General features: G+C 38.6%; 19 protein-coding genes, 1 pseudogene and 1 riboswitch. Of the genes and pseudogenes, 11 read left to right on the top strand and 9 right to left on the bottom strand.

Translation table 11 applies throughout. The annotated features are described in order from the left end of the window. Positions 1-110: 110 nt before the first annotated feature. Positions 111-620 (top strand): CBO0543 family protein, encoded by a 510-nt coding sequence (locus ACFSO7_RS02340; RefSeq protein WP_377874982.1) that lies wholly within the window; start codon positions 111-113, stop codon positions 618-620. A gap of 46 nt (positions 621-666) precedes the next feature. Here the strand turns inward: ACFSO7_RS02340 and ACFSO7_RS02335 are convergent, their stop codons facing one another. Continuing rightward, on the bottom strand, positions 667-1,143 hold the full coding sequence (locus tag ACFSO7_RS02335) for a YbaK/EbsC family protein (RefSeq protein WP_377874981.1): 477 nt from the start codon (positions 1,141-1,143) through the stop codon (positions 667-669). 459 nt (positions 1,144-1,602) lie between these two features. Here ACFSO7_RS02335 and ACFSO7_RS02330 point away from each other — a divergent pair, with 459 nt between their 5' ends. The 3 genes from ACFSO7_RS02330 (at position 1,603) to ACFSO7_RS02320 (ending at position 4,110) form a co-directional block, all read left to right on the top strand. After that, positions 1,603-2,847 (top strand): hypothetical protein, encoded by a 1,245-nt coding sequence (locus tag ACFSO7_RS02330; RefSeq protein WP_377874979.1) that lies wholly within the window; start codon positions 1,603-1,605, stop codon positions 2,845-2,847. Positions 2,848-2,993: 146 nt separating this feature from the next. Then, entirely contained in the window at positions 2,994-3,908 is a 915-nt protein-coding gene (locus ACFSO7_RS02325) for a hypothetical protein (RefSeq protein WP_377874977.1), read from the top strand. Positions 3,909-3,924: 16 nt separating this feature from the next. Further along, the gene (locus tag ACFSO7_RS02320) at positions 3,925-4,110 is read left to right on the top strand and encodes a hypothetical protein (protein ID WP_377874975.1); all 186 of its coding nucleotides are present in this window, start codon (positions 3,925-3,927) and stop codon (positions 4,108-4,110) included. Between the two features lie 324 nt (positions 4,111-4,434). Here the strand turns inward: ACFSO7_RS02320 and ACFSO7_RS02315 are convergent, their stop codons facing one another. Continuing rightward, a complete protein-coding gene (locus tag ACFSO7_RS02315; protein ID WP_377874973.1) occupies positions 4,435-4,908 on the bottom strand; it encodes a DinB family protein in 474 nt (157 codons plus the stop codon). Between the two features lie 70 nt (positions 4,909-4,978). Between ACFSO7_RS02315 and ACFSO7_RS02310 the strand changes: the two genes are divergently transcribed. The 3 genes from ACFSO7_RS02310 to ACFSO7_RS02300 all read left to right on the top strand — a co-directional run bounded on the left by ACFSO7_RS02310 (position 4,979) and on the right by ACFSO7_RS02300 (position 8,518). Beyond that, positions 4,979-5,671, top strand: coding sequence for an ArsR/SmtB family transcription factor (locus tag ACFSO7_RS02310; RefSeq protein ID WP_377874971.1), 693 nt, complete (start codon positions 4,979-4,981; stop codon positions 5,669-5,671). A 189-nt stretch (positions 5,672-5,860) separates the two neighbouring features. Then, positions 5,861-6,727 carry an arginase family protein gene (locus ACFSO7_RS02305; RefSeq protein ID WP_377874969.1) on the top strand — a complete coding sequence of 289 codons (867 nt, stop codon included), beginning with the start codon at positions 5,861-5,863 and terminating at the stop codon, positions 6,725-6,727. 102 nt (positions 6,728-6,829) lie between these two features. Beyond that, positions 6,830-8,518, top strand: a complete 1,689-nt coding sequence (locus ACFSO7_RS02300; protein ID WP_377874967.1) for a M3 family oligoendopeptidase — start codon at positions 6,830-6,832, stop codon at positions 8,516-8,518. Positions 8,519-8,935: 417 nt separating this feature from the next. On the opposite strand, the gene ACFSO7_RS02295 is transcribed toward ACFSO7_RS02300, so the two are convergent. From ACFSO7_RS02295 to ACFSO7_RS02285, 3 genes and pseudogenes are all read right to left on the bottom strand, one after another. Then, positions 8,936-9,883 (bottom strand): methyl-accepting chemotaxis protein, encoded by a 948-nt coding sequence (locus ACFSO7_RS02295; RefSeq protein ID WP_377875087.1) that lies wholly within the window; start codon positions 9,881-9,883, stop codon positions 8,936-8,938. Beyond that, a pseudogene (locus ACFSO7_RS02290) lies at positions 9,875-10,627 on the bottom strand (HAMP domain-containing protein); the annotation flags it as partial. The gene ACFSO7_RS02295 and the pseudogene ACFSO7_RS02290, both read right to left, overlap by 9 nt. A gap of 146 nt (positions 10,628-10,773) precedes the next feature. Beyond that, positions 10,774-11,256, bottom strand: coding sequence for a sigma-70 family RNA polymerase sigma factor (locus ACFSO7_RS02285; RefSeq protein ID WP_377874965.1), 483 nt, complete (start codon positions 11,254-11,256; stop codon positions 10,774-10,776). A gap of 338 nt (positions 11,257-11,594) precedes the next feature. Between ACFSO7_RS02285 and ACFSO7_RS02280 the strand changes: the two genes are divergently transcribed. The 3 genes from ACFSO7_RS02280 (at position 11,595) to ACFSO7_RS02270 (ending at position 13,863) form a co-directional block, all read left to right on the top strand. Further along, positions 11,595-12,377 carry a transporter substrate-binding domain-containing protein gene (locus tag ACFSO7_RS02280; RefSeq protein ID WP_377874963.1) on the top strand — a complete coding sequence of 261 codons (783 nt, stop codon included), beginning with the start codon at positions 11,595-11,597 and terminating at the stop codon, positions 12,375-12,377. A 79-nt stretch (positions 12,378-12,456) separates the two neighbouring features. After that, positions 12,457-13,104: an amino acid ABC transporter permease gene (locus tag ACFSO7_RS02275; protein ID WP_377874961.1), complete on the top strand. Its 648-nt coding sequence runs from the start codon at positions 12,457-12,459 to the stop codon at positions 13,102-13,104. Positions 13,105-13,137: 33 nt separating this feature from the next. Further along, the gene (locus ACFSO7_RS02270; protein ID WP_377875085.1) at positions 13,138-13,863 is read left to right on the top strand and encodes an amino acid ABC transporter ATP-binding protein; all 726 of its coding nucleotides are present in this window, start codon (positions 13,138-13,140) and stop codon (positions 13,861-13,863) included. 296 nt (positions 13,864-14,159) lie between these two features. Here the strand turns inward: ACFSO7_RS02270 and ACFSO7_RS02265 are convergent, their stop codons facing one another. From ACFSO7_RS02265 to ACFSO7_RS02255, 3 genes are all read right to left on the bottom strand, one after another. Continuing rightward, the gene (locus ACFSO7_RS02265) at positions 14,160-14,816 is read right to left on the bottom strand and encodes a DUF2642 domain-containing protein (protein WP_377874959.1); all 657 of its coding nucleotides are present in this window, start codon (positions 14,814-14,816) and stop codon (positions 14,160-14,162) included. A 21-nt stretch (positions 14,817-14,837) separates the two neighbouring features. Next, complete coding sequence (locus ACFSO7_RS02260) at positions 14,838-16,193, bottom strand: arsenic transporter (RefSeq protein ID WP_377874957.1); 1,356 nt, start codon at positions 16,191-16,193, stop codon at positions 14,838-14,840. A gap of 702 nt (positions 16,194-16,895) precedes the next feature. Next, positions 16,896-18,395 (bottom strand): CAP domain-containing protein, encoded by a 1,500-nt coding sequence (locus ACFSO7_RS02255; RefSeq protein WP_377874956.1) that lies wholly within the window; start codon positions 18,393-18,395, stop codon positions 16,896-16,898. A 180-nt stretch (positions 18,396-18,575) separates the two neighbouring features. Further along, positions 18,576-18,660: riboswitch (cyclic di-GMP riboswitch) on the top strand. Positions 18,661-18,781: 121 nt separating this feature from the next. Here ACFSO7_RS02255 and ACFSO7_RS02250 point away from each other — a divergent pair. Beyond that, entirely contained in the window at positions 18,782-20,359 is a 1,578-nt protein-coding gene (locus ACFSO7_RS02250) for a hypothetical protein (protein WP_377874954.1), read from the top strand. Positions 20,360-20,524: 165 nt separating this feature from the next. Here the strand turns inward: ACFSO7_RS02250 and ACFSO7_RS02245 are convergent, their stop codons facing one another. Beyond that, positions 20,525-21,316 (bottom strand): S1 family peptidase, encoded by a 792-nt coding sequence (locus ACFSO7_RS02245; protein WP_377874952.1) that lies wholly within the window; start codon positions 21,314-21,316, stop codon positions 20,525-20,527. Positions 21,317-21,509: the final 193 nt, after the last annotated feature.

The raw sequence follows: 21,509 nt of genomic DNA, 5'->3' as shown, positions 1-21,509 counted from the left end.
CTTCAAGAAAAACTAAAGATGTGAAAATATTTTCCTAAAGTAATGTGGATAATAAAAACAATAAAAAAAGTGCCCTTTCGGACACATTCAATTTTCTAAGGAGATTCAGAATGACCAATCATTATAAAGAAAAAACAATCATCGCCTTCGCTTATATCATCGTCACGTTTTTGTTAATTAAATTTGTTCCGAAAAATAAAATTCGTCATGCCCTAGTTTCTTTTCTATTTAAACAGGTCATCACATGGTTTTTTGGATTACTCGTTGTGGAGAAAAACTTAATTAAATATCCGTATCGACCGTTTTTTAAGAAAGCAAACAAAGCGAGTTTTTGTTTTGAATATTATATTTATCCCGCATTATGTGTTATTTTTAATATTTATTACCCTGAAAGAGGAAATTACTTCATTAAGACTCTCTACTTTTTCTGCCATACTTCAGTTATTACAGGTCTTGAAATCCTCGCTTTGAAATATACAAAGTTAATTCGATACAAAAATTGGACCTGGTATTGGAGCTTTATTACGATTGGGTTTACCTATTATGTATCACATGCATTTTATAAATGGTTTTTTAAGGATCAATTGCTGAACATTGACCATCAAAAAGCAGATGTTTAAAGTTCCGTCTTAGTCGTTGTTCGTTAAGACGGAACTTTCTACTTGGCTATTCCTCCCAACCCTTGCACACATCTATCCAATCCTTCGCCGATGAGAATTGAGACAATTCCTTTAAAGTTAATTCGATGGCAGAATTTGAACTACCGCATGCTGGGTATAAAGTTTCAAAGCGTTTCATTGAGACATCGAGAAAAACATCGAGATCATTTTTCAATCCAAATGGACAAACCCCACCAACAGCATGTCCAGTTTGATCTAACACCTCTTCAGGTGTGAGCATTCGTGCTTTGAAGCCGAATGTATCGCGAAATTTCTTATTATCGATTTTTGCATCACCAGCGGCCACAATCAAAATCGCCTTTTCGCCCTCTCCTTTAAAGGAAATGGTCTTGGCAATTCGAGCAGGAATGACACCAATCGTTTCTGCCGCTTGCTCCACGGTAGCACTTGAAGACTCAAACTCCATCACATCGAACTCACGATTCCACTGTTTGAAAAATTCTTTCACACTCTCAACTGACATCCTACTCATCCTTTCTTCGCATCGTATTGTGGGGAATTATAACATATAACGGGGCAAAGTCCGATAGTTAGGTTTTTTGTCCAAGGAAATTGTGAATAAGTTTGATGAAATTGTGACAAAGTCCGATAGAATTGTGAACTTGTCCGATAGAATGCGATTTTTGTCCGATAGGAATGGAAATCAGTTCGATAGCAGCAATAATCTGTCCGATAGAACGAAATTTGTTAGATTAACTCGAAAAGTGCAGAAATAGTTCCGTTGTTCATTTGTTCAATATAAAGAACAAATTTAGGATTAACCCCTTGAAATATAATTTAATTCAATCTATAATAAAAATAATCGTTCTTCATTAAGAACATATTTATTCTGGACAAGCATTTTAACAAAGGGGGAAAGAAACCTAAAAAACGATAGATTGAGAGAAAAGGTAGATTATATGAAAATTAGGGGGATTTTTTAATGAAAAAGAAGGTTGGCATTAGTTTATTAGCAGGTGGAATTGTAGCCGGTTCGATTATGGGCACAGTAGCTTACTATACAAAAAGCTTCACAAGTGATAGCAACGTAGCCCAAGCTGCAAAGTTTGAAGTAGATGCTGTGAATTCCAAAGGGGAAACCATTGGTAGTGGCCAATTTAATCTAGGTGAAAAGTTATTGCCTGGGATGGAGCCAATGGAGGTTTATAGTTTCCAAATTAATAAAAATCAAACGGAAGTGCCAGTTGAATACAAAGTAAATTTAACTCCTAGTGGGGATCTATTCCCGCAAGATAACAGTTCACCAGTAGTCTTAAAGTTGCAAAGACTAATGGGTGATAAATGGGTAGACTTGGATCAAAATAATCCATTTAAGCCAGAGTCTGAGACAGAAAAATTCAAAGTCTTCGTCAGCTGGCCGCATGGCGAGAACGACATTGCTTTCCAAGGGAAAACGGGTAATGTCCATTTAGGGGTTGTAGCGACTCAGGTTGAGGACCCTAATGTGATCGGTGGGAATTTGGTAGAAACGGTTAAAGGGGAAGCAGGGATCGACGGGAAGTCTGAAATTGTCGTATATGAATTTGCAGAAGGTAAGCCTGCAGGAGGAAATGCTAGCTGGATATTTAAATTTAATGATGGCGAAAAAGCGAATCTGACTATTCTACAAACTATCTATGATTACTTACCAGCTGAAGACCACAGATTTGATGGTGTTCGTCTTGCTAAGAACTTAGTAGAGGATCTTACAGTAAACTTAATAAAACAACAACCGATAAAAAATTTCCTGGCAGCATGGGACGTACGAAACGAGGGAACGAAAGTAATCTTTACTTCCAAAGAAATGAAAGATTTCAAGAATGTAAGTATCTCAGCTACAAAGGATAGACCTACTAGCGCCGACGTAAAAGCAACGCAAACGAACCAACAAGATGGAAGCCCAGCTCTTCCTGGAGTGAAAGAAGTTAACACATTAACGGTTGATGGAAAAATAAACAAGGTAGGAAATCTAACTGTTACTTTTAGTGATGGTAGTGAAAATGTCGAAAAAACAGTGGTTGTAGCTAAGGGTGATAGCCATGCAGCCATTGCAGCTAAAATTGCTCAAGTATTTAGTGGATTAAGTGGTTGGGACGTTATGAATGCAGCTGGATCGGCGGATGTTGTATTTACTGCTAAAACAGCTAGTTCAGATAAAGGTGTAACGGTAACATTCTCAAATAACTAGGAGATTGGGGAAAAGTATAACCAGATGTTCTTTATTAAGAATTAATTAGATTTGTATAAAGAATTTAGAGAAACTAATAAATTTCCGATGGCTTAAATTTTACAAAAAAATGGATTAGAAACAACTGAAATAGGAGGAGAATTATTTTGAAAAAGAAAATAGGTTTCAGTTTATTTGCGGTATTCTTGGTTGCCTTTTCTATTATGGGTACGGTGGCTTATTTTTCTAAGAGTTTTACAAGTGATGGCAATGTGGCTAAGGCGGCAAGTTTCGAAGTGGACACGGTTAATTCGCAAGGAACAACCATTGGAAATGCTCAATTTAACTTGAGTGAAAAATTATATCCAGGAATGGACACTGTTGAAGCATATAGCTTCTCCATTAACAAAAACAATACAGAAGTGCCAGTGGAATATAAAGTAAATTTAACTCCTAGTGGAGACTTGTTTCCACAAGGTTCTACTACACCAGTCGTTCTTGAAATGAAAAGAAAAATCGATAACAATTGGGTGAAAGTGGATTATACAAATACATTTAAGCCAGCATCTGAAAAAGAAGAATTTAAGATTTACGTCAGCTGGCCACATGGGAATAATGACATCGCGTTCCAAGGCAAATCAGGTAATATTAAATTAGAAGTAGTTGCTACACAAGTGGATAAAGAAGTAGTTCCTGAAGAACCGGCAGGCCCTCCTTACTTTACAGGAGCTGTTGAATTTAAAGCGACTCCTAATGGAAGCACTTTTAAAACAACAAACAAAGAAATTAATTTTTATAAAAATGCACAAGGGTTTAGAGTATTCGAAATCCTAATGGGCAGTGGAACAGGAACATTTGAAGAAAAGGTTGGTAAGGTTACCGTTACTGAGGAAATTGTGAATGGAATTACTTATTACCGTGTTATTACGGCTAAAGAATATTATGCTAGCCCATCTCAAATCTGGAGAGCTCGTGCAGAGAATGTTGATACTTCCAAACAAGGGACAGTAAAATTCCAAGCAACTTTAGCTCCGTATCTATTAATTGAGTCTGATGCATTTTATAAGTGGTTCACAAACTAAATATCAAAATGAGGCCATGGAAACTGATAGGATTCCATGGCTTTGCTATTTCCAAAAGGGGCAAAATATACCAGGTGGAATAACCGGTAGAAATCGAAGTGCTTGCTCATCTATTTGTTCAATCAAACGATTGATTGAATGGATTGGAGCGTTACTTTGCACCATTTCAATCGAACGTTTGATTAGATTTCTCCTGGTGTAATTGCTAGAAAAGACAGGGGTCCAATGAAATTGTGACAAAGTCCGATAGAAATGTGAACTTGTCCGATAGACTTCGATTTTTGTCCGATAGAACGCTTTCACAGTCCGATAGACACCACGATTTGTTCGATAGAATGAATGAGATATTTACAAGCCGTCCTCCATGTACAAATGGGGGGATTTTGTTTTTATGGAAAGAACAGCGAGCTATTTTTGGGGTGCTCCGACTAGTAATGAGCTTCAATCCCCCACATATCCAACCAACTCCATGGTTATCTAACCTATGCGGCCAAAAAACTAATACCATTTCCCCAATTTATTTACTCTAATCCCAAATCAAAGGTCTCTCCAAACCGACCATTCTTAAGTATTGTAAAATTTGACCAGAGTGTACAGCATCATGATAGGCAATTCGTAAAAGCATGTCGCCTAAGTATCTTTGATAGCCGACATCACTTCGATCAATTAGTCTTGTCTCTAATTCATCGCTTGAAAGAGTCCGAATATATGCGATAAAGTCCTCAAAATACGGCTCCGATAGTTCAATTTCTTTTTCAATTGAAACGATTTCTTCCTGAGCGTAAGGGGCAGGTGATTTTGTTTGAAGGGAGCCGCCGTTTTTTATAATCATGTGATAGCTATAAGATCCGCTCCATGTATGACGAATCATTTCGCCAAAGGACATGGCATCTTTATCGGGTCTCCATGTGATTAAGCTATCGGGAATAGATCTCCATAATTTGATTGAGCGGCGACGTGTTTCTTGTAAATTTAATATACATAGATCAATAGCATTCATTCAACATTCCTCCTAAATAATCGTTACAAGATTCATTGTAATGTGATTTCATTTAGGGTAACATCGAAATATGAATGTATATCCGAATATTTCATTTATTGCAAAATTAATTGCTGAACCGACAAGGGCTATCATTTTAGATTGCTTAATGAATGGTCAGGCACTGCCAGCTAGCGAATTAGCGTATATGGCAAAAGTGTCACATCCAACCATTAGTTCCCATTTAGCTAAATTGGTCGAAGGAAATCTCCTCATTGCCGAGCAACATGGTCGACATCGATATTACCGCATTGCCAATGAAGAGGTGGCCGAGGTGATTGAAAAATTAGGGACAATCGCACCGGCTGTTCAAGTCCGATCATTAAGGCAGTCCAGTCAGCTAAAACAAGTTCGCTATGCTAGAACCTGTTATGACCATTTAGCGGGAGAGCTCGGCGTGAAAGTATTAGATGCTTTATTAAAGAAGAATATCGTCATTCTTGTAGATGGGGAATATCAAATAACGGAGGAAGGAGAAAAATGGTTCAATCAATTTGGCATTAATATGGAAGAGGCGAATGTGAAACGGAGAATTTTTGCCAAGCCTTGTTTGGACTGGAGTGAAAGACGCTATCATATTGCTGGCTGGCTAGGTGCTGCAATAGCCACGCGTTTTTTTGATCAGGAATGGATAGCAAAAGTGGAAAAAAGTCGAGCTGTCGTTCTAACAAAGAAAGGCACAATCGCTATGCAGGAGCAGTTTGGGATAGTGCTTGGAAATTAGAGTCAGCTAATAAATGTCACCACTGACCCGTGACTTAAAAATTTCGAAAACAAATAGAGTGTGGAATCTTATAAGATCTCACACTCTATTTGTTTTATTTTTTTTTATGAAAGTTTATAATTTAAATAGACTAAATAGTCCATTAAGGGTATTGGAAGAAAGAATCTGTATGGATCGGAGGATTTTTAAATGAAATTGACGTTATTTGGCATTCCTTCTGTTTATGGTGGGCATGTGTCGGGACCTGAATTAACACCATCAGCAATCCGAAAGTCCGGGTTAGTTGACAAATTTTTAGAAAAAAATATCGAAGTCATTGACGCAGGAAATGTGAAGCTACCAGATTGTATGCCAAGACATATTTCACCGCCTATATTAAACTGGCCATCTCCTAGAATGGTTTGGGACGCAACAGTGAATTCTTTGCAGGAAATCTATCAAAAAGATTCTTTTCTATTTATTCTAGGCGGAGATTGCAGCATCATTGTTGGTACGACCTCTTTTTTAAGTAACCATTATGGGGAGGATCTTCATGTTGTTCTTGTGGACGCCCATGTGGACAATTTTATCCCTAAACATGATATGAGAGTTGGGGCAGCAACGATGGGGATGTGGCTTTTATCCAATGAAAATATGTTCTGGGAGAAACCAGCCACCGTAAATTACTCATCCTTTTCGGTCATTGGCTGCCATGACTTTTCCGTTCTCCCAGTATCACTGGATGGGATCCAAACGGTATCATTGCAGGAGTTACGTGAGGAAGGGACAAAAAATTGTATCCAGCAATTTAAGGCAACGCTCCCAACCAATAAGAAAATTTTTATTCATTTCGATGTCGATGTGATCAAAGAAAGTGAAATGCCTGCTGCTTATTTTCCTAGTGCAGATGGATTGACTTTTCAAGAATGTCACATGGTACTAAGAGAGTTATTAAATGATGAAAGAATGATTGGGATAGAATTGACGGAGTTCTCGCCTTTGAAGGATCCATCTGGCGAATTGACGGAGAGACTAGCAAATTTGCTCGTAGATGTGATTTCGCAAAGGGTGGTTTGATAGAATTTATATATACGAAAAATTCACACAATAATGTTGCGAATTTCTCAAAATGTCGTTAATATAAACTATATAGTCAGTTTTTAATTGGAGGAACAACACATGAAATTTAATGAGTTTGCTTATATAAGACCAGATATTGAAAAAGTAAAGCAGGAGCTGGGTCAACTTATTGAAGTTTTTAAAGGTGCTGCGAGTGCGAAGGAGCAGCTTGTAGCTGTTGGGAAAATCAATGAGCTGAGAAAAGAGTTTGAATCCGCTCAGACGATTGCCCATATTAGACATACATTGGATACGACGGATCCTTTTTATGAAGCGGAGTTTGCTTTTTTTAACGAAAAAAGTCCTGAATATGAAAGTGTTGATTCTCAGTATTATCGTGCCCTGTTAGAAACGCCTTTTAGAGCCGAGCTGGAGCAAGTGTTGGGAAGTCAGTTATTTCGTGTAGCGGAATCGAGAGTGAAAATCTTCTCTCCTGATGTGATGGATCTTTTAGCAGAAGAAAACCGGCTGACGAGTGAATATCAGAAGCTCATTGCTACGGCAAAAATTCCTTTTGATGGCGGGGAAAGATCGCTTTCTCAGATGGATAAATATTTAACTGATCCTGATCGTGATGTAAGAAAAAGCGCTGCTTGTGCGAAGTATGTATTTTTCAATCAAAACGCGGAAGTGTTCGATGAAATTTACGATAAAATGGTGAAAGTCAGAGACTCCATCGCCAAAAAGCTCGGGTTTAAGTCCTTTACCGAGTTAGCCTACTTGAGATGGAATCGAACGGGATGGGATGCCAATTCTGCGGCCGCATTCCGTGAGAATATTTTGAAGCATATCGTTCCTTTAGCATCCGATCTTATTGAGAAGCAACGTCAAAGAATCGGTGTTGACAGGGTGAAGATTTATGATGAAAGATTTCAGTTCCCAAGTGGTAATCCTACTCCGAAGGGCGATCCAGACTGGATTGTTGAGCAAGGAAGAGAGCTGTACAGTGAACTATCTTCACAGACGAAAGAATTTTACGAGGAAATGACTGATAGAGGTTTATTTGATTTAGTGAATCGAAATGGAAAAGCAAATGTCGGTTACTGCACATATCTATGGAAGCAGCAAGCACCTTTCGTGTTTGCTAATTTCAATGGGACATCCAATGATATTAGGGTGTTAGTGCACGAGGTTGGTCATGCGTTTCAGGCGTATTTAGCCCTTAAAGAACAAGAGCAGCCAGAATATTTCTTCCCAACGATGGAAGCATCAGAAATCTTTTCGATGAGTATGGAGTTCTTCGTGTTGCCGTGGGCGGAGAAATTTTTCAAAGAAGATTCCGAGAAACATAGATTTGCTCAATTGAATGATAGTCTTGTTAAATTACCTAGAATGTGTGCTGGGGATGAGTTTCAGCATGAAGTATATGCAAACCCAGAATTATCGCCGCAAGAGAGAAAGGATTTATGGGCGAGAATTGAGAAAAAATACATGCCTGACCGCGACAACGATCATATTCCGTTCTTACATGAGGGTGGAATGTGGCAGGAAATTATCCACATTTATGAAGTTCCGTTCTATTTCATCGACTACGCGCTCGCGCAAGTTTGTGCGCTTGAATTTTGGCGTATGGCTAATGAAAATTGGAGCGAGACATGGGAAACATATATGCAACTGTGCCGTTTAGGTGGAAGTAAATCGTTCTCTGAGCTGATCGAGGCAGGGAACTTAAAGTCACCGTTTGAAGAGAGTACATTTGTGGAATTGAAGAGGTTTGTGGAGGAGAAATTGGGGGAGACTGGGTTTTAGACTAGCAAATTGGAAATGAGCTCTACTATTCTATGGATAGTAGGGCTATTTGTTTTGTGGTGGACGTTTTTTTGAAGCGAGTTATTTTTAGAGGCTGTTATGTTTGAAAAATTGCTCAAATCAGCTTCATTTTGTGTCGGATTTGTGAACTTGTCCGATAGACTTTGATTTTTGTCCGATAGAAAGGAGTATTTGTCCGTTAGAAAAGGAATTCAGTCCGATAGAACGTTGAACTTGTCCGATAGGAGGTGGAATCTATTCGCCCCCTCACATTCGGTCCTCATGGAGTACTGCGAATAATGGACAAAACTAAGAGTATGTTCGTGTGAAAAGGACAACCGCACTTTTGTAGTAAAAAAAGGAGTGCCTAGCCCAAAGCTAGCACTCCTTTTTGACCGATAAGCCGGTTCCCTCAAACTAAACTCTAAATCGATTTACCAAAACCTGCAGATCCTCGGCAATTTTTGATAGTGAAGTAGCTGATGCGGTAATTTCCTGCATGGAAGCTAGTTGTTCTTCGGATGCAGATGCGACGCTACCCGCTCCAGTGGCTGATTCATTCGAAATTTTGGTCACCTCGTTAATGGATTGGACGATTTGTTCAGCACCAGCAGCAAGCTGTTCGACGGCTGCAGATACTTCTTCGATTTGTAAGGAAACATCGGACATGGAACCGACGATTTTCCCAAAAGATTCGCCTGTTTCATTGACGACTTCAATTCCTTGGGACACCCGGCTTGATGCGTCGATCATGGAGGAAACAGTCTTTTCTGTTTCGCTTTGAATCGCTTCGACAAGATCGGTAATTTGTTTGGCTGAGTGTGCGGATTGTTCTGCTAGTTTTCGGACCTCATCCGCCACGACCGCAAAGCCTTTTCCGTGTTCTCCAGCACGGGCTGCTTCAATGGCAGCGTTTAAAGAAAGTAAATTTGTTTGAGCGGCTATTCCAGAAATCACTTCAACAATGTTGCCGATTTCATTCGACCGAGCACCTAAATTTCTTACAGAATGACTAAGTTCTTCAACGGTATCACTAATGGCGTTCATTTGTTGAATAGCTTGGCGAACGGATTGATTTCCATTGTTGGCCAGTTCAGTTGAATGATCCATTGAATTCGATACTTGTTGCGCATTTTTCGAAATGGACTGGATACCTGTAGCCATATCTTGGATCGAGTTGGCACTTTCGGTTGTGTTTTTCACTTGTTTCTCAATACCCGAAGCCACGTCCTGAATGACAGACGTAATATGCTCGGTAGCATTAGAGGTTTCTTCCGCACTCGCATTTAATTGTTCGGAGCTTGCTGCGACTTGTTCAGTCGTCACCGCCACTTGTCGAATGAGTGTGCGAAGGTTGGCAATCATTTGGTTAAAATAATGAGCCAAATCACCTAGCTCATCTTTCGACTTTATAGTTATTTCTTTTGTTAAATCTGCTTCACCTTCAGCAATCTCTTTTAATTGTGAATTAACCTGAAGGATAGGCTTTGTGATCGCACGACCAATAAAGAAGGCAATCGCAACTGCTAAAACGACAGCAAAAATACTGACTGAAAGAATGATTAATTTTACAGTTGCAACTCGTTGTTCAATTTCTTCCTTTTCTTTCATTAATAGATCCTGTTGGAACTTCATAAATTCTCCGGAAAGTTTATAATAAGCCTCAACCTGTGGAGCCATTTTCGTTTTCATAACTCCAAGATATCCTTCGTCATTTTGATCTTTAAGAGCAAAGGCTTCTTGGACATTGTTGTCATAGCTGATCGCAAGCCTTTCAAGGGAATGAAAATATTCTTTTCCTTTAGGAAACTTCATCATTTTCTCTAGTTCAGCTGTGATTTTTGAATACTCTTGTTTGGCAGAATTGTATTCTTCCAATTGTTTTTCGGTTGCTAGTAATAAATAGCCTCTTGCGGTAACCTGTTGATAATTCATCGTACTATTCATATCTTTAATGAGAAGCATTTGTTTTACGCGGTCATCTAGGAAGTTCGTATAGACTTTATCGACAAATGCCATTTGTGCATAACCGACCCAGGAAATTAATGCTAGTAAAAGCGTTACAGCCAAGAAGCCGGCATACAATTTTCTCCCAACGGTGAATTTCATGTTGTTTGTCTCCCTTTATGTATTTTTTTCACTATGTTATATCGGAAAAATTTACGCTATCTTAAGTGGGAAAATATCACTGATAGAAGACCAGCTAAGTTGAGCCATCAAAAAGGCCAACCGAAGATCTCGGTTGACCAATGCAATCATTTATTCATCACGACTCTCAATTTCTCCCGCGCACCTGCCCGCCAATTTTTCACAGCAGAAAGAGAGACATTTTCCTTTTCGGCGATTTCCTTAACTGAAAGACTACTTACGCATGTAAGAAAAAGCCATTTTTTCTGATTGTCGGTTAAGTACTTACAGAAGGGGAGAAGTTGCTTTTTTGTTATTGAATCGTCGAAATGGGTATCTTCGATTAATTCCCAAAAATCCTCCTCTGCGCGTACCGTTCTCTCTTCATGTTTTTTCGATCGATTCATTTCAGTAAGAAACAGCCCTTTTATATACGTGTAAGCGTAATTTGTGAAGTTTCCTTTGGTAGGGTTAAATCGGTTGCTGGCTTCCCAAAGACCAATGAGCCCAAGTTGATAGAATTCTTGATGGTTTTTGTAAATGTTCAGTGAACGGATGATTTTATATATCATCGGTTCATAATTTGAAAGTAGTTGTTCAAAGTTTTCCACTGTCTTTACCTTTCGGAAAGCGCGCTTTTCTTTGTATTCCCGGGTACTTCTACCATATCTAGAATCTATTTTTTTATCGAATTGCTCTTTCTCAGTTATGAGGGCGATTTTTTAATTAAATAAACTAATGTGCCACTAATAAATTAATTTAGTTAGCGTTTTCAGTTATTCCGTCGAGATAACTATAATTTTTAAAAAGTTGCCATTCTAGTAATTTGTCAGTTTTCTCCAATAGTAAGGGGCTTGGCAAATAAATAGCGTTGATAGAGTGATTTTTACAAAAAAGAATGCATAGGAATGGTAAAGAGAAACTTTAAAATAGAGGGGGAAACAGTACAGTGAAAAAGTGGCTGAAAGGGATACTGATAGGGGCTTCGATCATGGCATTAACTGCATGCGGTTCGAAGGGCGGATCAACGGATGGCATGGATTTGGCAGAGAAGGGGAAATTTACTTTTGCTTCATCAGGTGAATTTAAGCCGTTTAGTGTGACCGATGCAAAAGGAAAAATGTCTGGGTTTGATATTGATGTCGGCAACGCGGTCGCTAAGGAGCTAGGATTGGATCCGGTTCAGAAAAAGTTTAAATTTGGTGGGATTGTGGAAGGTGTCAAGTCAGGGCGTTTTGATGCAGCGGTTGCGAGTCACACGATTAATGAAGAGCGTTTAAAAGAAGTGAATTTTTCTACCCCATACTATTATTCTGGCCCGCAAGTTTTTGTTCGTCCAGATAGTTCGAACGAAACGCTTGATAGTTTGAAGGATTTAGAAATTGCCGTTTCAAAGGGCTCAACTTATGCGGATATCGCAGGTCCCATCTCGAAAAATATCATATATTATGATAGCGATGTGACGGCTTTAGAGGCACTTAGTAGAGGAAAGCATGACGCCGTAATTACCGATTTTATTACAGGTAAAGAAGCGATCGGAGCAGGAATGAAGATTGTCGGTAAAGAATTGCTCGGCCGAAGTGAACAAGCGATTGCGATCGCAAAGGGAAATGAAAAGCTGCTAGAAAAGGTGAACGAAGCGCTTGAAACATTAAGAGAAAATGGCACATTAGCGAAAATTAGTGAGAAATATATCGGTGAAGATATCACGGTCGATCCTGAGAAGGAATAATACGGAATAACAACTATATGCTAGGAACTCCTTCCTGGCATATGGTTTTGAAAAATAATAATCGGAAGGAGGTAGGCTTTTGGATTTTTTAACTAAATTTATTGATACGTATCCTGTTTTCTTGAGAGGGATGCTATTAACCTTTGAATTGACGGTTGTCTCTATTTTTATCGCTATTTTTATTGGACTTTTCTTTGCTTTTTTCAAAATTTCTAAGGTAAAGGTTTTAGAATGGATTGCCGATATTTACATTTTCCTCGTTCGGGGCACTCCGTTGGTTGTACAAATATTTGTCTTTTACTTTGGATTAACGTCGTTGAATATTTCTCAGTTTTGGTCAGTGGTATTAGGTCTTGCCTTCCATAATGGGGCGTATATTGCTGAAATTTTCAGAGGAGCAATCCAGTCGATCGATATAGGGCAAATGGAGGCTGGGCGATCGCTTGGGATGTCGGTTAAATTAACGATGAGGCGAATTATTCTTCCACAAGCCTTTCGGCGGGCACTGCCGCCTTTGGGAAATCAGTTCATCATTGCCTTAAAAGATTCGTCGCTCGCCTCCTTTATCGGAATGTACGAGCTATTCAATGTGGCGACAACGTACGGTTCAAATAACTATGATTATATGACCTTCTTATTAATTGTTGCTGTCTATTATTTAGTGCTTGTTTTATTCTTCATGATTCTTGTTAGAAAAATGGAAAAACGAATGGCCAGCAGTGATTAAAGGAAAGGAGGAGACCGAATTTTGAGTAAATCGATGAAAATTAAAGTGGAAAAATTAAATAAATCATTTGGCCAGCTCCACGTCCTAAAGGATATTGATATGGAAGTGAAAGAAAGCGAAGTGGTTTGCTTGATTGGAGCCAGTGGTTCTGGAAAAAGCACACTCCTGCGCTGCTTGAATTTCCTTGAATTAAAGGATAGTGGAAATATTCTTATTACTGGGGAGCAAATTGAACAGCACACGCATGACTTGAATAAGGTGCGAAGCCAGGTCGGAATGGTGTTTCAGCATTTCTATTTATTCCCGCATAAAACGGTTATTGAAAATGTAATGGAAGCCCCTGTTTATGTAAAAAATATACCAAAGGATCAGGCGCGTGAAGATGCGATCAGACTGCTTAAAAAAGTAGGCCTATCTGATAAAGAAAATGTCTATCCTTCCAAATTATCAGGTGGACAAAAGCAACGCGTCGCCATTGCAAGGGCGCTTGCGATGAAGCCAGAAATCATGCTGTTTGACGAACCTACTTCTGCTCTTGACCCAGAACTAGTAGGGGAAGTTCTTGCCACCATGAAGGAGCTAGCGGAAGAAGGCATGACCATGATTGTCGTCACACACGAAATGGGTTTTGCACGCGAAGTAGCCGATTGGGTCGTCTATATGCATGATGGAAAAATCGTTGAGGTCGGACATCCGAAAGATTTATTCTCTCAACCAAAGGAACAGCGGACAAAGGAATTTTTGGATTCGGTATTGTAAGTGGGGTTGTGGTCAATAAATTTGGATGATTTCAGGAAAATGGGCAGAGGATTTCACTGTGTTTGTTAAACAAATTCTTAAATGTTAAAAAACTCACCCAAAGAAAAAGAGTAAATCATTTTCCAGATTTACTCTTTCTGATTTTATTTTTCTTACCAAAAAGGGGTACTTTCCCTATACATTTTTAATATGATAATGGTAGGTACATCTTTTAAGAGTTAAATGTTTGAGGAAGAGGTCTTTCGGGGAAAACGAAAGCCTCTTTTTTTTGAAAAAAACAAATGTAGTCTGTTTCATTACGGCAGTTGGACCGATTTGATGTGATCAATGGTTAAAAATACAGCTTCTCCACTGGCGATGGTTAGTTCGACGATGGATTGTTCGACGTTTTTTAGTAAACCGATCTTAAAGGGGTCTTCTCCACCATCGAACACAACTAATTTGCCGATTTCCGTTCGTAATTGCTCCTCGAGCGTGTGTAGTAAAGGGATATTCGGTGGATCTGCGTTCGTCATTGTATACGGTGTAGTTCCTTTAGCGTAGGGAATGAGCCATTTTAAGTGATTGATTGGAATGTACATGAGTTTATAGATGGGAGAATAAAAGGTGAAATAATCATTGTACACATTCTTTATGACTCCATGGAAGGTTTCGCTTCCGACGACAGCTATTTCAGTTGAGAAGTTTTTCGCATTGTTTAATACTTTTTGAAACGTGACCGGATCCATCTCTTCCGTTAAAAAAGCTTCGGTCGGTTGATTCACATGCTCTTCTGTATTGATATTAAGTTGAATTTGATGAATGTGAGAAAGGGGAATATAAAGGAATTGTCTACCATTATATAAGACGAGAATATCTTGCCCAAGATCAGTCAAAATTCCGTTAAATTGGTTCCCTCCCGATACGTGAACACTTACTTGATTCCCTATATATTTTAATATATTTTTACTCAATCGAATCTCCTCCAATTTATATTAAGCAAAAACGATTTGCACCCAGTAGAATAATAGAAATAACGTAACGAAGGTTGCGAGTGGTATTACGATTAATGAGACATTTAAATAATCCTTCCATTTAATTTTGATTTTATTTTGTCTTAGGATATGCATCCAAATGAGTGAAGCGAGTGTTCCGATTGGTAATAACAGGGAACCGATATCACTGCCAATAATGTTGGCAAGGTAAATGGTTTTTAGCGTGATCGGGTCCAAGCCCATTTCCGTTAAGGTAATCGTCCCAACCATTAGGGCAGGATGATTATTAAAAATGTTCGACAATATAGAAACTAATCCACCCATCATAAAGCTTGCTTGGAGCAATCCTTGGTTGACAATTGGTTCGCAAAATTTAACTAGTAGGTCGGTCAAACCTGAATTATGCAATCCATAAATGATGACGTACATGGAGAAAGCGAAAATGAGGATATGCCATGGCGTCTTTTTTAAAATATCTAAAGGATTTGTTCCGAGGGTGTACCAGCGCCATAAAAGCAATGCCAACGATCCAAGTACTGCGACGATTTCAATCGGGATAGCGAAGAATGAAGCAACAAAGAGGAGGCATCGCATGATAAAAACAAATAGGAGCACTTTTAACATGAATTTTGTCCGTTTACTCTTTGTTTCAACGGAAATGGTTCCTTTTAGTGGATGGAAATGTTTTGTGAAAAAACTTTCCTCGATATCATGAGTGCTGCTAGGCAAGGTTTTCGGCAAGTTCTTCTTTACAACGATGAACATGAGGCATGACATAAACAATAATCCTAATGTAGCTGGTACAAACATCATCGCGGTATGCATGTAAAGTGACATGTGGACAATTTTTAAGGCGATTAAATTGACAATATTGCTTACTCCAATCGGGGCACTTGAAGCGGTCGCGATCAATGCTCCACTCAACAGGTAGGGAATCATTTGGTGTGGCTTTAGTCGAAGATTTTTTAAAAGTAAAATTAAGATCGGAGTCGTGATTAAGATGCTGCCATCGTTATTAAATAAAAGGGTCATTAAAAAGCATAACAGCTGAATGTACCAGTAAAGACGATATCCTGAATTTCTAGACAAAGTAACAAGTCTGGCAGCTGCCCAGTGAAAAAAACCAAAGCTTTCTAATATGACAGCCATTACGATGGTTGCCATAATCGTGATTGAGGCACCTCCTATTTTACTTATAATATCGACCACATCAGACCGTGATACTATCCCCATTAGAAAGATAATCCCAGCGCCAATGGAAGCTGGCCATGCTTCATTGATTCCCCCTGGTCTCCAGAAAATGACTAGCATAGTCATTACGAAAACGAAAATTGTCATTCCTATCATGATTGTCATTGAAAAATTCTCCTTTCTTATTAAATGTTATAAGACAAATATCTCTACATGTCCTATTCCCTATATCTATATTCAGCCAGTTATAGGGAGGACTGGTTATATAACCAAATCTCTTAAAATGTATGTTTGTCACACTAGGGAAAATATCCAATAGAGATAGATGTGGAGAAAGTGAAACTTCTATCAGTGGGGTTTATCGACGTACAGGAAGTGCTAGTGCCGAAGTTGCTACAGGACGTAGTGTTCTTAGTCGGCTTCATTCCCCACTGATGGTTAGTTGAACCAATCGGACCTTTACGGGCAGTTGACCCCCACCTATCTTCTTTGTGCTCGTAGAATCTTGAGTTGGGGATCTTACTGCCCGTTAAGAGTGGGAGAAAACATAGAGAGTTTGTTGGTCGGAGGTCATAAAATGAAGGTGAGCAGGTGCAGATAGGTGCAAGAAATCGTTGGCAGGATTTAATAGAGGGGACGGAAGGCAAAATTACAGTATTCTTACTGGAAAAAACAACATCTGGTTGAAAAATTGAAGTCTATCGGACTGGATTCTGCTGTTATCGGACAAAAACTGGAGCCTATCGAACAAACCACGGGTGCTATCGGACAAGTTCACCATTCTATCGGACTTTGTCACAATTAGACCTAATTTCTGCCTCCTTCGACTTGCCCAACCAAATAAAAAAGCACCCCTAGGAGTGCTCTCTACCATTTCACCACCCAATCGCCATCGTTCTGCATGCGTTTGGCGGTATTTTTTGAAATGGTAATCGTATATTTCTTTACCTCTTTAAATAGAGGACTGTTTATTTTCAATACATAGGTTCCTGGTGTAATCGTTTTGTAGGTGACCTGCTGATGATGTCTATTTTCCAGGTATTTCTTGCCGTTTTTCTCTATGGTGACAATTTGGTTCGGATCGTCGCCACTTAAAGTGTCGACTTGAATGAAATTGACTCGATCATGTTTGATGAAATAAATATCTTTGATAGCCAGTTTCCCAGCCGTTGTAAAGGTCCAGATTTTAGAGACATCCTTTGTTCCATTTTCTGTCTTTACTTTGGCGCTTACGACAGCCTTATATTTGGTACCTGGCTGAAGCGGCGCTTTTGGAATGATAAACACATGATGTTGTCCGTGGTCATCAATCGATGGAGTGACTGGATAAAATGGCACAGCTTTACCTGCCACATTTGTCAAAGACACTTTTTCGACAATTAATTGATCATTCTTGTTTTTTGAAAAATAGGCGTAGCTAATCGGGTAACCGACAAAAATGTCACTAAGCTGATAAAAACGTAGCGGATTGGGAGTTTCCGCAACAAACCAGCTGTTCTTCACGTTATTCTGACCATTATGTGGATAAAGGACAATTTGGGATGGCTTGTCCATTAAAGTAGGATTTCCGTAATTGACAACGATATCACCTTGTTTGTTAAATCCTACCCCTGCTTCTTCAACGAAAGGGTCGATGATGCTTAATCGATGGTAAGGTGCATCCATCAAGTCGACGATGCCACTATGTCCTGACACTTTTTTATACGTAATGCCTTCACCAACAGTCCCTAAATATCCAAAATAGGCAGCACGATTCCATGGGTTTTCTCCAGTAAATCCGGGTACTCCAAAAAATTCATCATGCCCGGAATCTCCTTGAGCTGCAAGATAATTCGAATGAGCTTGCGATGACTTTTGAAGGACTGGATTTTTTGAAATGGTGTTCAATTTCAATGTCGTTCGGTAGGAATTGATTTGCTGAACGGCTTCCTCTTGGACTGTCGATAACACATTCATATCTTTTTCCAAAAATGGATTGATCGTCTTTGTGTCGACAGTAAAATTCCAGGAAATGTCGAGGGCTTTTTCCTCATAGACGATTAATTGGACATTGACGGTTTGTTTTCCAGATAGTTTATTTGGTTTATAGGTTAAGAGACCTGTTTTTGGATCGTAGGATGCTTTCACTTTTTTTCCGTTAAGGAGCATTTGGAGTTGATAATCATCATCTGCACCCTTGATGTTAATTTGATAGGAAATGACTGGTGATGCAATTCCAACCAATCCCTTTGGCGAGCCCTCAGGATAATAGCTCCAAGACATTTTCGTATCTTTCAAGGGAAGGCTTATTGGCTCATTCCTTGCTACTGTTGCGATCATCAATATGGCAAGTGCCGAGGTGAGCCATATGTTCAACCATTTTTTCAATTTTATTCACCTCTCATTCCTTCTATTATACTATGAACATGACAATTATCGGAAAAATAACTCTAGTTAAATGTAAAATTTTGTATGGGATTTTCTTCCTGAAAACACTTTCTTAAATAGGGTAGTAATGGTAGAATGAAAGTAATTATCGTAATGTCGGGGCTTACAAGTTTGCTTCCGCTTATAAATTGGCAAACCTTTCGAAAGGAAGGGACGCAAAGCTACGGGTCTAAAGTCATGGAACAATGATCGCCGGGTTGCCTTTATTTTAATAGAATAAAAATACCTGCTTATCATTCATCCCTGAATTTAGATTTTTACTTAGGGTAAGTGATAGGCTTTTTTATTTCTATACACGAAGAATAATCTGTTGGGGAGACCGAATAATGATTTTTTTGAACGATGGACTAAAGAAAAAAAGACGAAATTTTTTAAAAAAGATGATAGTCAATGGTATACTGTCGGCTATTATTTTTTCTAATGCTTCGGCTTTTGCTAATGAAGAATCCCCAACAAAAAAAATCATTTTAGATAATAGTCAAGGCATTATGACAGTAGGGAAATGGAAAGAGTTAAATCCAAATATCGCTATTGTTGTTAAAGATTTATCTGGTAATGATGTTTCAGATGATGTAGTGATTGAAGATGGATTTAAAGTCATAATGGATGGCGGAGAATACATATTTCAACTAGAAAAGGAAGTTCAAATTGATGTGGGTCCCTTTGGAAAAACAGTCGAAAAAATAAAATTGGATCTCGAGAAGAGTAACTATACGAATATAGTTGTTAAAAATGATTTAAATGAAATATTGTCGGATGAAATAGTTGTTTCTACTGATACAGTTCTTTATTTAACAACGGATCAAGGCGATATCGTTTTAAAGGTTATATTCCGATTTAAGAAAGTTGAATTAGATAGGACGTTAGAGGAGTGTAAAAATAATTTTAAAAATGAAGGGGCAACAGAAGTCACATTTTGGGATAAAGATGGGAAACAACAACTAACAGACTATTCAATTAATGTGGTAGAGGGCATGATAGTCGTAATTGATGAAATGGATTTTTTGATTTCGTCTATTCAATCTGAAGACCAAAATGGGAAAGAAGAAACCACTGACCCTAATGCAATTGAAGAACCAATGCCACCTGTAGGGGTTAAGCTTCCCCCTACCATACCAAGTGGCCCGAGCCAAGAAGAGATAAACCAGATGGAAAAATTGAAAGCAGAACAGGATGCTAAAGAAAAAGCAGAGGCTGAAGCGAAAGCGGAAGAAGAGGCCAAGGCGAAAGCAGAGGCTGAGGCAAAAGCTAAAGCAGAACAAGAAGCGAAGGAAAAGGCAGAAGCCGAGGCGAAAGCAAAGGCGGAACAGGAAGCGAAGGAAATAGCTGAAGCCAAAGCAAAGGCAGAGCTTGAAGCTAAAATAAAAGCAGATGCTGAAGCAAAAATTAAAGCTGAAATCAAAGCGAAAGCCGAAGCTAAAGCCAAGGTACAAGCAGAGATCAAAGCAAAGGCGGAAGCAGTAATTTTAAAAAATCAAGCTAATCTGGCTGAACGCGTAATGGAAAGAAAGCTGAAGGATTGGAAAGAAGCAACCAAAGAACTAGCAAAGGTAAACAAGACAGCCCAATCCATCAGAATGTTCAATGGCAAGCCAGACTCAAGGCAAGTGGGTAACGTAATAGGGCAGTATCAAGCCATTGTCAATAAGTTATTTCATGCGAAAAAGTATAGTGATATAGTAAAGACGGTTTCGGATGCTGTAGAAATGTTAACGAAGAAGAATGTAGACAAGAAAGTGATAGCTGATTTTGTTAAAAAAAACATTAATACTTCAAAAAGCATGCATGTGATTGTTAATGAGAGCAGGAAAAAGAAATTAGATGTAACAGAGTTGGTTAAATATCAAATAGAGTTAAAGAATAGAGAAGAGCAAAGAGCAGGGCTGAATAAAAAAATGATTTAGAAGTCTGCCTCTGTCTAAGTAGCTCTACATTAAATTGGCACTCCCTTATTAGCAGAGTCTAATAGGCGAGTGCCTTTCTTATTTAGAATTTTCGTATTAATTAGTGTATCCTTAATTGTGGGGGATTTTTTGGTTCTGAATTTATAATCCTTAGGTTATCTTTTCCTACTTTTCTAAAAGATCCTTCACTAGCTCAATCGGAACAACCAGACCTGAAGCTTTTTCATTTCCCAAGAGTTTTGGAACAGTAGTAGCGTACACAACCCCAATGACTTCGTTATCCTCAGTCAACACGGGACTACCGCTATTCCCTCTATATACTGGAGCAGTTATGGTCATGACAGGTGTGGATCGGTCATTCATCATGGCCATCCCTTTAATACTTCCTTCATTAGCAATTTGTGTATAGGCAAGGGGATTGCCAATAATATAGACATGATCGTTTTCTTTCCATTTTTGTGTCTCTTGAAGCTTCAATATAGGTAGATTCTCACCATCAATTTCTACAATGGCTATATCAAGTTCAGGGCTATTTTTAATCACCCGACCCTTAAAAACCTTATTATTTTGAAAATAAATATTAATCGAGATCATTTTTTCAACAACATGTGAATTCGTAATAATGAGTCCATCCTCATTTATATTGAAGCCAGTGCCTTTGACACCATTACCTTCAATTTTAACAACAGCTTGTTTAGCAGTTTGAATCGATTCTTTTTGGGATAACCGGTATGACGTTTTAACAAACTCAAGCGCCGGGATATTAATGACATCAGTCCAAATGGCTAAACCATTTATTAAAAACACAAACGCCAAAACAATAGCACCAGTTTTTAGAAAAAAGCCCCTTCGCTTCCTACGCCGAATAGTCTTTTCATCCACTTCCTCAACCAGAAAAAAATCCTCTAACGGTGGCTCATCATCAATTAAATCCTTTTCATTTGCATCATTGTTCATTTGTACAAATTCCTTTCAAGACTCTTCTACTCTTATTGTAACAATCCTTTCAGTATTCATGCATTAAAAAAGAAAAGTCCAATATGGAATTACGCTGTTGAACGTTCTTCTAATAAATGTTTAATTATTTGGCAAATATGGGGCAAGCTTCCTTTAGATTCATCAATTTTCTCTGTGCATAATAAAGAATAAA

It is taken from the genome of Bacillus sp. CGMCC 1.16607, assembly GCF_042683745.1.
GTDB lineage: Bacteria > Bacillota > Bacilli > Bacillales > Cytobacillaceae > Pseudoneobacillus.
Note: the sequence above shows the minus strand (reverse complement) of the source record. Positions and strands in the feature narration are given on the sequence as shown.

What these genes read in the sequence shown, in the direction of transcription:
- ACFSO7_RS02340 (WP_377874982.1), top strand. Translation starts at nt 111, where the DNA reads ATGACCAATCATTATAAAGAAAAAACAATCATCGCCTTCGCTTATATC.
- ACFSO7_RS02335 (WP_377874981.1), bottom strand. Translation starts at nt 1,143, where the DNA reads ATGTCAGTTGAGAGTGTGAAAGAATTTTTCAAACAGTGGAATCGTGAG.
- ACFSO7_RS02330 (WP_377874979.1), top strand. Translation starts at nt 1,603, where the DNA reads ATGAAAAAGAAGGTTGGCATTAGTTTATTAGCAGGTGGAATTGTAGCC.
- ACFSO7_RS02320 (WP_377874975.1), top strand. Translation starts at nt 3,925, where the DNA reads ATGGAAACTGATAGGATTCCATGGCTTTGCTATTTCCAAAAGGGGCAA.
- ACFSO7_RS02315 (WP_377874973.1), bottom strand. Translation starts at nt 4,908, where the DNA reads ATGAATGCTATTGATCTATGTATATTAAATTTACAAGAAACACGTCGC.
- ACFSO7_RS02310 (WP_377874971.1), top strand. Translation starts at nt 4,979, where the DNA reads ATGAATGTATATCCGAATATTTCATTTATTGCAAAATTAATTGCTGAA.
- ACFSO7_RS02305 (WP_377874969.1), top strand. Translation starts at nt 5,861, where the DNA reads ATGAAATTGACGTTATTTGGCATTCCTTCTGTTTATGGTGGGCATGTG.
- ACFSO7_RS02300 (WP_377874967.1), top strand. Translation starts at nt 6,830, where the DNA reads ATGAAATTTAATGAGTTTGCTTATATAAGACCAGATATTGAAAAAGTA.
- ACFSO7_RS02295 (WP_377875087.1), bottom strand. Translation starts at nt 9,883, where the DNA reads ATGATTGCCAACCTTCGCACACTCATTCGACAAGTGGCGGTGACGACT.
- ACFSO7_RS02270 (WP_377875085.1), top strand. Translation starts at nt 13,138, where the DNA reads ATGAAAATTAAAGTGGAAAAATTAAATAAATCATTTGGCCAGCTCCAC.
- ACFSO7_RS02260 (WP_377874957.1), bottom strand. Translation starts at nt 16,193, where the DNA reads ATGACAATCATGATAGGAATGACAATTTTCGTTTTCGTAATGACTATG.
- ACFSO7_RS02250 (WP_377874954.1), top strand. Translation starts at nt 18,782, where the DNA reads ATGATTTTTTTGAACGATGGACTAAAGAAAAAAAGACGAAATTTTTTA.
- ACFSO7_RS02245 (WP_377874952.1), bottom strand. Translation starts at nt 21,316, where the DNA reads ATGAACAATGATGCAAATGAAAAGGATTTAATTGATGATGAGCCACCG.